This is a genomic window from Streptacidiphilus sp. PB12-B1b, assembly GCF_014084125.1.
Taxonomy (GTDB): Bacteria; Actinomycetota; Actinomycetes; order Streptomycetales; family Streptomycetaceae; genus Streptacidiphilus.
This window is the reverse complement of sequence record NZ_CP048405.1, coordinates 6957325-6970794: the sequence shown is the minus strand read 5'-3', so window position 1 is coordinate 6970794 and position 13470 is coordinate 6957325. Positions and strand designations below refer to the sequence as shown.

At 71.6% G+C, this 13470-nt stretch carries 7 protein-coding genes; 5 read left to right on the top strand and 2 right to left on the bottom strand.

Going from position 1 to position 13470, the window contains the following annotated elements:
- Positions 1 to 80: 80 nt before the first annotated feature.
- On the top strand, positions 81 to 3980 hold the full coding sequence (locus tag GXW83_RS30285) for a DNA-directed RNA polymerase subunit beta' (protein WP_182446209.1): 3900 nt from the start codon (positions 81 to 83) through the stop codon (positions 3978 to 3980).
- Between the two features lie 107 nt (positions 3981 to 4087).
- On the opposite strand, the gene GXW83_RS30280 is transcribed toward GXW83_RS30285, so the two are convergent.
- Positions 4088 to 6661, bottom strand: a complete 2574-nt coding sequence (locus GXW83_RS30280; protein ID WP_182446208.1) for a helicase-associated domain-containing protein — start codon at positions 6659 to 6661, stop codon at positions 4088 to 4090.
- A 178-nt stretch (positions 6662 to 6839) separates the two neighbouring features.
- On the bottom strand, positions 6840 to 8213 hold the full coding sequence (locus tag GXW83_RS30275; RefSeq protein ID WP_182446207.1) for a DUF2786 domain-containing protein: 1374 nt from the start codon (positions 8211 to 8213) through the stop codon (positions 6840 to 6842).
- 321 nt (positions 8214 to 8534) lie between these two features.
- Here GXW83_RS30275 and GXW83_RS30270 point away from each other — a divergent pair, with 321 nt between their 5' ends.
- From GXW83_RS30270 to fusA, 4 genes are all read left to right on the top strand, one after another.
- On the top strand, positions 8535 to 9935 hold the full coding sequence (locus GXW83_RS30270; RefSeq protein WP_182446206.1) for a DUF2637 domain-containing protein: 1401 nt from the start codon (positions 8535 to 8537) through the stop codon (positions 9933 to 9935).
- 315 nt (positions 9936 to 10250) lie between these two features.
- The gene (gene rpsL / locus GXW83_RS30265) at positions 10251 to 10622 is read left to right on the top strand and encodes a 30S ribosomal protein S12 (RefSeq protein ID WP_014144289.1); all 372 of its coding nucleotides are present in this window, start codon (positions 10251 to 10253) and stop codon (positions 10620 to 10622) included.
- A 2-nt stretch (positions 10623 to 10624) separates the two neighbouring features.
- Positions 10625 to 11095: a 30S ribosomal protein S7 gene (gene rpsG, locus GXW83_RS30260; protein WP_030251646.1), complete on the top strand. Its 471-nt coding sequence runs from the start codon at positions 10625 to 10627 to the stop codon at positions 11093 to 11095.
- Positions 11096 to 11137: 42 nt separating this feature from the next.
- Positions 11138 to 13243: an elongation factor G gene (fusA, locus tag GXW83_RS30255; protein WP_182446205.1), complete on the top strand. Its 2106-nt coding sequence runs from the start codon at positions 11138 to 11140 to the stop codon at positions 13241 to 13243.
- The last annotated feature ends 227 nt before the right edge of the window (positions 13244 to 13470 follow it).

Here is a 13470-nt window from a genome sequence, read left to right as displayed (position 1 = left end):
AGCCGCCGCGGACCCGTCACCCCCAGGACCCCCTCAGACCAGATGTAAGACTTCGACCCCGAAGGTGGGATTGACGACCCGTGCTCGACGTCAACTTCTTCGATGAGCTGCGAATCGGCCTGGCGACCGCTGACGACATCCGTCAGTGGTCCCACGGCGAGGTTAAGAAGCCCGAGACCATCAACTACCGCACCCTCAAGCCCGAGAAGGACGGACTCTTCTGCGAGAAGATCTTCGGCCCCACCCGGGACTGGGAGTGCTACTGCGGCAAGTACAAGCGCGTGCGCTTCAAGGGCATCATCTGTGAGCGCTGCGGCGTCGAGGTCACTCGCGCCAAGGTGCGTCGTGAGCGGATGGGCCACATCGAGCTGGCCGCCCCGGTCACGCACATCTGGTACTTCAAGGGCGTGCCCTCGCGCCTCGGCTACCTCCTGGATCTTGCCCCCAAGGACCTCGAGAAGGTCATCTACTTCGCCGCCTACATGATCACGTGGGTGGACGACGAGCGCCGCACCCGCGACCTGTCCTCGCTGGAGGCCCAGGTCTCCGTCGAGCGCCAGCAGATCGAGCAGCGCCGCGACTCCGACCTGGAGACCCAGGCGAAGAAGCTGGAGAGCGACCTCGCCGAGCTGGAGGCCGAGGGGGCCAAGGCCGACGTGCGCCGCAAGGTGCGCGAGAGCGCCGAGCGCGGCATGAAGCAGCTGCGCGACCGGGCCCAGCGCGAGCTGGACCGCCTGGACGAGGTGTGGGCCCGCTTCAAGTCCCTCAAGGTCCAGGACCTCGAGGGCGACGAGCTGCTCTACCGCGAGCTGCGCGACCGCTTCGGCACGTACTTCTCCGGTTCGATGGGTGCCGCGGCGCTGCAGAAGCGCCTCGAGACCTTCGACCTGGAGGAGGAGGCCGAGAAGCTCCGCGAGATCATCAAGACCGGCAAGGGCCAGAAGAAGACCCGTGCGCTCAAGCGCCTCAAGGTCGTCTCCGCCTTCCTGCAGACCACCAACAAGCCCAACGGCATGGTGCTGGACTGCGTCCCGGTGATCCCGCCGGACCTGCGTCCGATGGTGCAGCTGGACGGTGGCCGCTTTGCGACCTCCGACCTGAACGACCTGTACCGCCGCGTGATCAACCGCAACAACCGCCTGAAGCGGCTGCTCGACCTCGGCGCGCCCGAGATCATCGTGAACAACGAGAAGCGCATGCTCCAGGAGGCCGTCGACGCGCTGTTCGACAACGGCCGCCGCGGCCGTCCGGTCACCGGACCGGGCAACCGCCCGCTGAAGTCCCTGAGCGACATGCTCAAGGGCAAGCAGGGTCGTTTCCGTCAGAACCTGCTCGGCAAGCGCGTCGACTACTCGGCCCGTTCGGTCATCGTCGTCGGCCCGCAGCTCAAGCTGCACCAGTGCGGTCTGCCCAAGGCCATGGCGCTGGAGCTCTTCAAGCCGTTCGTGATGAAGCGCCTGGTCGACCTGAACCACGCGCAGAACATCAAGTCGGCCAAGCGCATGGTCGAGCGCGCCCGTCCGGTCGTGTGGGACGTCCTCGAAGAGGTCATCGCCGAGCACCCGGTGCTGCTGAACCGTGCGCCCACGCTGCACCGCCTCGGCATCCAGGCGTTCGAGCCGCAGCTGGTCGAGGGCAAGGCCATCCAGATCCACCCGCTCGTCTGCACCGCGTTCAACGCGGACTTCGACGGCGACCAGATGGCCGTGCACCTGCCGCTGTCGGCGGAGGCGCAGGCAGAGGCCCGCATCCTGATGCTGTCCTCCAACAACATCCTGAAGCCGGCCGACGGTCGCCCCGTCACCATGCCGACCCAGGACATGGTGCTGGGCCTGTTCTTCCTGACCTCCAGCCGTGACCCGGAGACCCTGCGCGGCGTCGGCCGCGCCTTCGGCTCCACCTCGGAGGCCGTGATGGCCTTCGACGCCAAGGAGCTGGACCTCCAGGCCGAGATCGACCTGCGCCTGCCGCTGGGCACCGTCCCGCCGCGCGGCTGGGTCTCCCCGGTCGACGAGGACGGCAAGCCGGTCTGGCAGGACGGCGACCAGCTCCGGCTGCGGACGACCCTGGGCCGCGCGCTCTTCAACGAGCTGCTGCCCGAGGACTACCCGTTCGTCGAGGAGGAGATCAACAAGAAGGCGCTCTCCGCGATCGTCAACGACCTCGCCGAGCGCTACCCCAAGGTCGTCGTCGCGGCGACGCTGGACAACCTCAAGGCGGCCGGCTTCCACTGGGCCACCCGCTCGGGCGTCACCGTCTCCATCTCGGACGTCGTGGTCCCGCCGAACAAGCCCCAGATCCTCGAGGGCTACGAGGCGCAGGCCGAGAAGGTCCAGAAGCAGTACGAGCGCGGCCTGATCACCAAGGACGAGCGCCAGCAGGAGCTCGTCGGCATCTGGACCAAGGCGACCGCCGAGGTCGCCGAGGCCATGAACGCGAACTTCCCGAAGACCAACCCCATCTTCATGATGGTGGACTCCGGGGCCCGCGGAAACATGATGCAGATGCGCCAGATCGCCGGTATGCGTGGTCTGGTGTCGAACGCGAAGAACGAGACCATCGCGCGCCCCATCAAGGCGTCCTTCCGCGAGGGCCTCTCCGTGCTGGAGTACTTCATCTCCACCCACGGTGCCCGTAAGGGTCTCGCCGACACCGCCCTGCGCACCGCCGACTCCGGCTACCTCACCCGTCGTCTGGTCGACGTCTCCCAGGACGTCATCATCCGCGAGGAGGACTGCGGCACCGAGCGCGGCCTGAAGCTGCCGATCGGCACCGTGGGCGCGGACGGCGTGCTGCGCAAGTCCGACGACGTCGAGACCAGCGTGTACGCCCGGGCGCTCGCCGAGGACATCGTCATCGACGGGCAGGTGCTGGCCCCGGCCAACACCGACCTGGGCGACGTCCTGATCGACGAGCTGATCCGCCGCGGCATCTCCGAGGTCAAGACCCGTTCGATCCTGACCTGCGAGTCCGCCGTCGGCACCTGCGCCATGTGCTACGGCCGCTCGCTGGCCACCGGCAAGCTGGTCGACATCGGTGAGGCGGTCGGCATCATCGCCGCCCAGTCCATCGGTGAGCCCGGCACCCAGCTGACGATGCGTACCTTCCACACCGGTGGTGTGGCCGGTGACGACATCACCCAGGGTCTGCCGCGTGTCGTCGAGCTGTTCGAGGCCCGCAACCCGCGCGGTGTGGCCCCGATCAGCGAGGCCGAGGGCCGGGTCCGGATCGAGGACACCGAGAAGACCCGCAAGCTCGTCGTCACCCCCGACGACGGCAGCGAGGAGATCGCCTACCCGGTCTCCAAGCGCATCAAGCTGCGGGTCTCCGAGGGCGAGCACGTGGAGGTGGGCCAGCAGCTCACCGCCGGTACGGTCAACCCGCACGACGTGCTGCGCATCCTCGGCCAGCGCCAGGTGCAGATCCACCTGGTGGCCGAGGTCCAGAAGGTCTACAACTCGCAGGGTGTGTCGATCCACGACAAGCACATCGAGATCATCATCCGGCAGATGCTCCGCCGGGTCACGATCATCGAGTCCGGCGACGCCGAGCTGCTGCCCGGCGAGCTGGTCGAGCGCGGCCGCTTCGAGACCGAGAACCGTCGAGTGGTGTCCGAGGGCGGCCAGCCCGCCTCCGGCCGTCCGCAGCTGATGGGTATCACCAAGGCCTCGCTGGCGACCGAGTCCTGGCTGTCGGCCGCCTCCTTCCAGGAGACGACCCGGGTGCTCACCGACGCGGCGATCCACGCCAAGTCGGACCCGCTGCTGGGCCTCAAGGAGAACGTCATCCTCGGTAAGCTCATCCCGGCCGGTACGGGTCTGCCCCGCTACCGCAACATCCGGGTCGAGCCGACCGAGGAGGCCAAGGCCGCGATGTACTCGGCCGTCGGCTACGACGACATCGACTACTCGCCGTTCGGCTCCGGCTCCGGCCAGGCCGTGCCGCTGGACGACTACGACTACGGCCCCTACACCGGCTGAGGTCAGTAGCCCGCACCGACCGCAGGGCGGTCACCCCGATCCCGGGGTGGCCGCCCTGCGGCGTTTCCGGGGGCGTTTTCTGCGGTCCTTCCTGCGGCGGCGGCGGGTCAGTCGGCGTCCAGCAGCCGCTGCGCGAGGGCGAGGGTCCGCTCCGGGGAGCGGCCGTGCTCGCGGCGGGCCCGCGCGTGGTCCGGCATCCGCTCCTCGGCCCGCAGCTCCGGCGCCCGCTCGACCACGGTCACGCCCGTCTCGGCCTCCAGCACCGGCGCGAAGCCGGCGGCGCGCAGCGCGTCCAGGGTGACGCCGGGGGCGGCGGTGCTGATCAGCACGGTCGGGGCGATCCGGCGCAGCTCCAGCCCGGCCAGCGAGCGGGTCCGGGCCAGCTCCTCCAGCAGCGCCTCGTCGTCCGAGCGGATGCAGCAGGCCGAGCGGACCACCCGGACGTGCCCGTGCGTCCGGCCGGTGTCGCGGACCAGGTACTCCAGCGGCTGCGGCAGGCCGCCCTCGGCCGCCTCGCGCAGCCGCCGCAGCAGCTCCTCGGCGGACAGCCCGGCGTCCAGGGCCCGGCGCACCGAGGGCGCGCTGAAGCGCCAGACCACGGCGTGGCCCTCGGACTCCCGGACCGCGGCCATGCCCAGCAGCTCCGCCAGCTCGGCGGAGGGCGCCCCGGCCGCGATGGCCGTCAGGTCGGCCTGGAACCGCGCCCGCCGCTGCGGCGCCGGCAGCAGCCCCGCCAACGCGGCCCGCAACGCCGCCACCGGCCCCCGGTAGGCGCCTGCGGCAGCGGCGCGGTGCGGCGCGCCTGCGGCAGCGGTGCCGTGCGGCGCGTCGGGGCGGTCGGGACCGTGTGCGGAGGCGGCTGCGGTGTCGGGGGTGGCAGCGGCACCGGGGCGGCGGGGGGTGTCGGGGTGGTCGGTGCCGTGCGGCGCGTCGGGGCGGTGGGCGGTGTCGGGGTCGGCTGCGGGGTCGGGGTCGGGCGGGCTGTCGTCGGTGGCGGGGACGTAGGGGAACCAGTCGGGGGCGTCGGTGTCCAGCAGTGCCAGGACCGCCGCGCCGAGCGGGGTGAGCTGGCCGTGCGCGACCGCGCCCAGCAGCTCGGCCTCGTGCAGGGTGGCCAGCAGCCGCCCGGCGTCCACCTGCTCCGCCCCGGTCAGCCCCGGGCACAGCCAGCCGACCAGGGCGAGCAGCTCGCGCAGCGCCTCGCCGCCGAGCGCGGCCGCCGGGCCGACCCCCTGCCCGGGCGGCAGCGTCGCCAGCGCCGCCAGCACCTGCCGCCGCAGCGGGACGGCCTGCTGGTCCTGCGGGGCCACCAGCGCCACCGGCGTCTCGCCCTCCGGGTCCGGCCACCAGCTGAACAGCTCCGGCACCACCGCCCAGGCACAGACCACCGGCACCAGCCGGTCGGCGGGGGAGCAGCCCAGCCAGTCGTCGTAGCGGGTGGTCGGCAGCAGCCGCACCGGCGCGGCGGGCAGTGCTGCACGCCGTCCGCCGCGCCCGCGCGCCGCCGGACGCTCGGGCTCCTCCTGCGCGGTGCCCAGCAGGTCCGCGGTGTACGCCAGATCGATCCACAGCCGGGCCTGCTCCTCGGCGGCGTCGATCGCCTTGGCCAGCCGCCTGGTGTCGCGCACCGCCAGGCCGCCCGACTTGCGCACCCCCGGCGGGACGGCCGCGCACGACGCCAGCAGCAGCTCGACCTTGCGCCCGGCGGTGGCCACGGCCGCCTGCGCCTCGCTCAGCGCGCCGGTCACCGCCGACAGCCCGGTGCGCAGCCGGGGCGGCTCCGGGTCGAACGGCGCCCGCACCCGGCCCCCGGTCAGCGCGTCGGCCACCTCGTACGGCAGCTCGACCATCTCGGCGCCGACCGGCGCCAGCAGCCCGCGCTCGGCCAGCCAGTCGGCCCCCCGGTCGCCCGAACCCTCGGGCCGCAGCTGGTACTTGGTGCCGGAGCCGTAGTGGTAGCCGCCGAGCGGCGCGAAGCAGCGGGCCCGCAGCACCGGCGGCCCGGACACCAGCCGCGCCAGCACCTCCGCGGCCTGCGGCGGCGCGGCCACCAGCAGCGCCCGTACCCGCTCCCGGTCGGAGAACAGCGCCACGATCCCGGCCTGCGCCGCATTCCGGTCGCGCTCGCCGGGCAGGTCCAGCGCGGCCGCCACCCGGTGCACCTCGGGCGCGTTGAAGGCGTCCGACATCAGTTGCGCCAGCGGTCGGCCCAGGCCCAGCGTCTCGGCCAGGTGCCGGTGCACGAACGACGGCAGCGCCAGTCGACCGGGCCCGGCGGGCAGCACCAGCAGCAGCTCCCGCAGCGCCGCCAGCTGCTCCTGCGCGGCGGCCCGCAGCCCGGCGTCACCGCCGGAGAGGAAGTCCAGCAGCGCCCCCTCGTCCACCGGCCGGGAGGAGGGCTCCAGCGGCGTCCAGTACGGGGTCTGCCGCAGCGGGCCGTGCTCCCGCGCCGCCAGCCGCACTCCCGCTGCCAGCAGCTGGACGCCGGGGGTGCGCAGCCGGGAGACGGCCTCCGCGACGCAGCGGTCCTCCAGCAGCAGATCCGCCAGCTGCGCCAGGGTGTGCGGGGTACGGCCGCTGCGCAGCGCGGGGCCGCCGATGCGGCGGGCGTCCAGCAGCGCGGCCAGCTCCCCGGGGTCGAGCCGGGCGAGGCGGGTCCGCAGTGCGGTGGCGCTTTTCACACGCCGACGCTACCGCGCCGCGCTGCCCGGAGCCGGTCCCGACCGCCCGCCCCTGCGTGCGCCGCCGGGCCGCCGGGCCGTGACGCCGCCGGGGTACGCGTCGCCGGGCCGCGCGGGTGGTGGGCGGCTGCGACGGCGGGGGCAGTGCGGCGCGGGCCCGTCGGGGGCGGGCGTCGCGTCAGTGGGGCAGGGCGCTGTTCTGGCCGTGCAGGCGGGCGCGGTCGGCGGCGGCGCGGCCCTGGGTCCAGCCCTCGTAGTCGTTGGCGCGGACCGCCCGCCCGGCCTTCAGCGTGGGGAACATCCGCTCGGTCGACTCCCGGACCGCCTCGTCCCGCGCGGCCAGCACCGGGAGCAGTGACACCGCGCCGCCGCTGCCGCCGCCGCCGTCGTCCGGACGCCCGCCGCCCAGCGCCTCCTCGGTGGCCTGCGCGGTGGCCTCCGCCAGCCGCTCGCGGATCCGCGAGGCGTAGGCCACCAGGAACGACTGCCGGAACGACTTGGTGCGCGAGCCGCCGCCGTTCATCCCGCCGGTCGCCTGCACCAGCAGCGAGGTGTAGAGCAGCTCCACCGCCTCCAGATCCGCCGGGAACCCGACCACCGTGCAGAAGCCCAGGTCCTTGGACCACACCGAGCGCGACCGGTTGGCCTCCGCCACCGCGTCCAGCAGCACCGCCTTGGGGGCCTCGTACGGGTTGTCCACGCCGATGCGGCAGGCGCCCGGCTCGGCGGCGCTGCCGGAGACGGCGGCCAACAGCGCCTCGTCGATGCTGTGCTGCGCCATCAACTGCTGCGCCTTGGCGGTCAGCGCCTCGGCCTCGTCCGGGAACTCGGTGGACTCGGCCTTGGCCAGCAGCGCCCGGATCCGGCCGAGCATCCGCGGCTCGCTGCCGGTCTTCTGCGCGTACGCGGGGGAGCGGCCGGGCCCGGAACGCGCCCCGCCGCTGCCCGGCGGCGGGCCGAGCAGGGTGATCGGGGGCAGCCTGCCGATCAGTCGGAACAGCTCCAGCAGCAGGGTGGCCACAGCGAAGCGGTCGGCGCGCTCGCGGGCGGCGACCCCGGGAAGGAACGCGTCGTCCTCACCCCACCATTCGGTTGCCTCCAGCTCGCGCAGCTGCCCGGACCAGCGCGGATCCAGCGAGGCGGCGGCGTAGCCGCGGGCCTCGGCCGCGATCAGGTCGACCGCCAGCCGCAGGTGCCGGACCGTCAGCTCCCGCCGGACCGCCCGGGCCAGGTCGGCCGGCTGCCAGCCGGCCTGCCACAGCCGGGCCAGCATCGCGCCGGTGACCACCAGCACGGTACGGCTGGTCTGCGGCCAGCGGGAGGCGGGCTCGGACAGCGCGCTGGCGCCCTGGTCCAGGGTCAGGTGATAGCGGTCGTCCGGGGCGTACAGCACCGCGCCGAGCGTGGACTCGACCAGCTCCCGCAGCGAGGAGCCGCCGCCGAGCCCCGGCTCGTCCGGCTCCGGCCGCGCCCGGGGAGGGGTCTGCGGGCGCTGCCGCGCGTCCCGCTCGCGTTTCCTGGCGCGGCGGTGCTCCTGGTCGCGCTTGCCCATGGCTGCCCTCCCCTTCCCTGTGGTCCCTCGGCTGTCCGGCGGTACACCGGCGTCCTGATCCCGCGTCCTGACCCGGTGTCCTGATCCAGTGTCCTTGAGGTCACGCCCGGTGACAGCATGGCATCAGGGTGTGACAGTCCGGTCCGGGCTCCCCGGCCGCCGGGCCCGGCCGCCCTCGCCCGTGGACGGGCGGTTCACCTGCGGTTGTCCTAAGTCCCGCTCTCCGCAGGGCGATCCGGTCGAACCGTATGGCAAGCTGTGCTCCGCCCGCGTGCGAGCCCCGCGCGGTGACCGTCCGTACCCGGGGAACGAAGGCTTCCGATGGCAGTCCCTGAGATAACCCGCGCGCACCGCGCCCTGATCGGCGGTGTGGCGACCGGCGCCGTCATCATCGCCGGCATCGGCTTCACCGGCTCGTACGCGGCGGTGCGCACCCTGGCCCTGCACAAGGGCTTCGGCGACTTCTCCTATGTCTTCCCGGTCGGTGTGGACGTCGGCATCGCGGTGCTGCTGGCCCTGGACCTGGTGCTGACCTGGCTGCGGATCCCCTTCCCGCTGCTGCGGCAGACCGCCTGGCTGCTCACGGCCGGCACCATCGTCTTCAACGCGGCGTCCTCCTGGGGCGATCCGCTGGCCATGGCGATGCACGCGATCATCCCGGTGCTGTTCGTGGTGGTGGTCGAGGCGGCCCGGCACGCGGTCGGGCGGATGGCCGACATCACCGCCGACAAGCACATGGAGTCGGTGCGGCTGATGCGCTGGCTGCTGTCGCCGGTCCCGACCTTCCGGCTGTGGCGGCGGATGAAGCTGTGGGAGATGCGCTCCTACGACGACGTGGTGCGGATGGAGCAGAACCGGCTGGTCTACCGCACCCACCTGCGCGCCCAGTACGGGCGCAACTGGCGTCGGCAGGCGCCGATCGAGACCCTGCTGCCGCTGAAGCTGGCCAAGTACGGGGTGCCGCTGGACCTGGACACGGTGCGCGCGGTGTCCGCGCCGGTCCGCTACGTCGAGGTACCGCAGCCGGTGCCCGCGCAGCAGCTCGACCCGGCCCAGCAGCCGCCGCTGCCGGGCCCGTTGCCGCAGGCTCCCCACCAACAGGCCGTCCAGCCGCAGCCCGCGCCGCAGCAGGCCGTCCAGCAGCCGCAGCCCGCCCCGGTGCTGCCGCTGACCGGCCCGTCGCCGGATCCGGTGCCGGTCGCGGTGGACCTGCTCAGCAAGCTGGCCAAGCACCGGCACCGGCGTCCGCTGCACGATCCGGACGTCGCCCCGCAGGCCGCCGCCGAGGAGTCCGCGGGCCCGGTCGACAACCCGACCCGCGGAGTGGCCTGGCTGCCCCGGCCGGAGGCGGTCGCCGAGCCGCAGGAGGCCGGGCCGGAGGCGTGGTTCGCGGCCAAGGTGGTCCCCGATCCGCCGGCGGAGCCGGAGCCGGGCGCCGCGCCCGAGGAGGAGGAGCCGCCCGCCGGACTGCACCCGGCCGCCCCGGCCGTCCCGGTCGCTCCGTCCACTCCCGTCGGCGAGGCCACCGTGGACCAGTACCTGGAGGGCCTGCGCAGCTTCATCGACTCGTACAACTACGAGCCCGACGAGCAGAAGCTCGCCGAGCACCTGTTCACCAACCACGGGGTCACCGGCAAGAGCGGCGACCGGCCGGTGGGGGTGGAGACGCTGCGCCGGCACTGGCCGGAACTCCAGCGCCGCTTCGCCGAACGCTACGAGTAGAGCGCCCTGCGCACATCCCGCGCCGATCCGCAAGTCGCCCGCCGATCCGGTCTGACCTGCTGCCTTGTATGTGTTTTGACCCGCGCCGATGCGCCAAGTAGGCTCTGACCTTGTGCCTGGGGTGTCCCCGGGTCTCTTGTGCGTGCGTGCATATCAGCCGTCGCACTTTGGGAACCGCACGTCTCACACCGCTCCTCCGCAAGGAGTCGAGGGGATGGGACGTGGACCGACACACCCGACCGCGTGGGTCGGATGTCGGCGAGACACAACCAGGGTAGTTTCACCAAGCGATGGCACAGAGAAGACGGAGATACGGTGCCTACGATCCAGCAGCTGGTCCGAAAGGGCCGGCAGGACAAGGTCGAGAAGAACAAGACGCCCGCACTGAAGGGTTCCCCGCAGCGCCGGGGCGTCTGCACGCGTGTGTACACGACCACCCCGAAGAAGCCGAACTCGGCTCTCCGTAAGGTCGCCCGTGTGCGCCTCACCAGCGGGATCGAGGTCACCGCTTACATTCCGGGCGAGGGCCACAACCTGCAGGAGCACTCCATCGTGCTCGTGCGTGGCGGTCGTGTGAAGGACCTGCCGGGTGTGCGTTACAAGATCATCCGCGGCTCGCTGGACACCCAGGGTGTCAAGAACCGCAAGCAGGCCCGCAGCCGCTACGGCGCCAAGAAGGAGAAGTAAGAATGCCTCGTAAGGGCCCCGCCCCGAAGCGCCCGGTCATCATCGACCCGGTTTACGGCTCCCCTGTGGTGACGTCGCTCGTCAACAAGATCCTCCTGCACGGCAAGCGCTCCACCGCCGAGCGCATCGTGTACGGCGCCCTCGAGGGCGTCCGCGAGAAGACCGGCGCAGACCCGGTGGTCGCGCTCAAGCGCGCCCTGGAGAACGTCAAGCCGACCCTCGAGGTCAAGTCCCGCCGCGTCGGTGGCGCGACCTACCAGGTCCCGGTCGAGGTCAAGCCGGGCCGTGCCAACACGCTGGCCCTGCGCTGGCTGGTCGGCTACTCCCGCGCCCGCCGCGAGAAGACCATGACCGAGCGCCTGCTCAACGAGATCCTGGACGCGAGCAACGGTCTGGGCGCCTCGGTGAAGCGCCGCGAGGACACGCACAAGATGGCCGAGTCCAACAAGGCCTTCGCCCACTACCGCTGGTAGTTCGAACCCCGTCAGTAACAAGAAAGAGAGAGACGAGCCACCATGGCTGCAACCTCCCTTGACCTCGCCAGGGTCCGCAACATCGGGATCATGGCGCACATCGACGCGGGCAAGACCACCACCACCGAGCGGATCCTGTTCTACACCGGTGTCTCGTACAAGATCGGTGAGGTCCACGATGGCGCTGCCACCATGGACTGGATGGAGCAGGAGCAGGAGCGCGGCATCACGATCACGTCGGCCGCGACGACCTGTCACTGGTCGGTGGACGGCGTTGAGAACACCATCAACATCATCGACACCCCGGGCCACGTCGACTTCACCGTCGAGGTGGAGCGCTCGCTGCGCGTCCTGGACGGTGCCGTCACGGTGTTCGACGGTGTCGCCGGTGTCGAGCCCCAGTCGGAGACGGTGTGGCGTCAGGCTGACCGCTACAACGTCCCGCGTATCTGCTTCGTCAACAAGCTGGACCGCGTCGGCGCGGAGTTCTTCCGCTGCGTCGACTCGATCATCGACCGCCTGGGTGCCACCCCGCTGGTCATGCAGCTGCCCGTCGGTGCCGAGGCGGACTTCGCCGGCGTCATCGACCTGGTGAAGATGAAGGCCCTGCTCTGGTCGGCCGAGGCCGCGAAGGGCGAGATGTACGACACCGTCGACATCCCGGCCTCGCACGCCGAGATCGCCGAGGAGTGGCGCGCCAAGCTCATCGAGACGGCCGCCGAGGGCGACGACGAGCTGATGGAGATGTTCCTGGAGGGCGAGGAGCCCAACGAGGAGCAGCTGATCGCGGGCATTCGCCGCGGCACCATCGCCGGCAACTTCACCCCGGTCTTCTGCGGCACCGCGTTCAAGAACAAGGGCGTCCAGCCCCTGCTCGACGCCGTCGTGAAGTACCTGCCCTCTCCGATCGACGTCGAGGGCGTCATGGGCCACAAGCCCGGCGACGAGTCCGTGGAGATCTTCCGCAAGGCCTCGGACGAGGAGCCGCTGTCGGCGCTCGCGTTCAAGATCATGTCCGACCCGCACCTGGGCAAGCTCACCTTCATCCGGATCTACTCCGGGCGTCTCGAGGCCGGTACCGCCGTCCTCAACTCGGTGAAGGGCCGCAAGGAGCGCATCGGCAAGATCTACCGGATGCACGCCAACAAGCGTGAGGAGATCGACTCGGTGGGCGCCGGCGACATCGTCGCCGTCATGGGTCTCAAGCAGACCACCACCGGTGAGACCCTCAGCGACGACAAGCAGCCGGTCATCCTGGAGTCCATGGACTTCCCGGCCCCGGTCATCCGCGTGGCGATCGAGCCGAAGTCGAAGGGCGACCAGGAGCGTCTGGGCGTCGCTATCCAGCGGCTGGCCGAGGAGGACCCGTCCTTCCAGGTCAACACCGACGAGGAGACCGGCCAGACCATCATCGCGGGTATGGGCGAGCTGCACCTCGAGGTGCTGGTCGACCGTATGAAGCGTGAGTTCCGGGTCGAGGCCAACGTCGGCAAGCCGCAGGTCGCCTACCGCGAGACGATCCGCAAGGCCGTCGAGCGCATCGACTACACGCACAAGAAGCAGACCGGTGGCTCCGGCCAGTTCGCAAAGATCCAGATTGCGATCGAGCCGATCGAGTCCGGCGAGGGCTACGAGTTCGTCAACAAGGTCACCGGTGGCCGTGTGCCGAAGGAGTACATCCCCTCGGTGGACGCCGGTGCCCAGGAGGCGATGGAGTTCGGTGTTCTCGCCGGCTACGCGCTCCAGGGCGTCCGCGTGATCCTGCTCGACGGTGCCTCGCACGACGTCGACTCCTCGGAGCTGGCGTTCAAGATCGCCGGTTCGATGGCGTTCAAGGAGGGTGCCCGCAGGGCGTCCCCCGTGCTGCTCGAGCCGATGATGGCGGTCGAGGTCACCACGCCCGAGGACTACATGGGCGATGTGATCGGCGACATCAACTCGCGCCGTGGCCAGATCCAGGCCATGGACGAGCGCAGCGGAGCCCGTGTCGTCAAGGCCCTCGTCCCGCTGTCGGAGATGTTCGGCTACGTCGGCGACCTGCGCAGCAAGACGTCCGGCCGTGCCAGCTACTCCATGCAGTTCGACTCGTACGCCGAGGTTCCCCGGAACGTGGCGGAAGAGATCATCGCTAAGGCCAAGGGCGAGTAGTCCGCAGGGGCGGGCGGCCAACGCCGCCGGCCCCGACGGGAGCCCCGACAAACCGGGAGCTTTCACCCTTTAGGCTGTAGGAGCGTCCCGGGGCCTGCCACGGCAGTCCCCGGGCCCTCCGGCCCCCACCCCCCGGGCCGGCACCGGCGCTGACCAAGCGGACGGAACCGGCGCGATATCAGACCACCTGACGTCGTACGGCGTACAGAACCAGTCCTCAGGAGGAC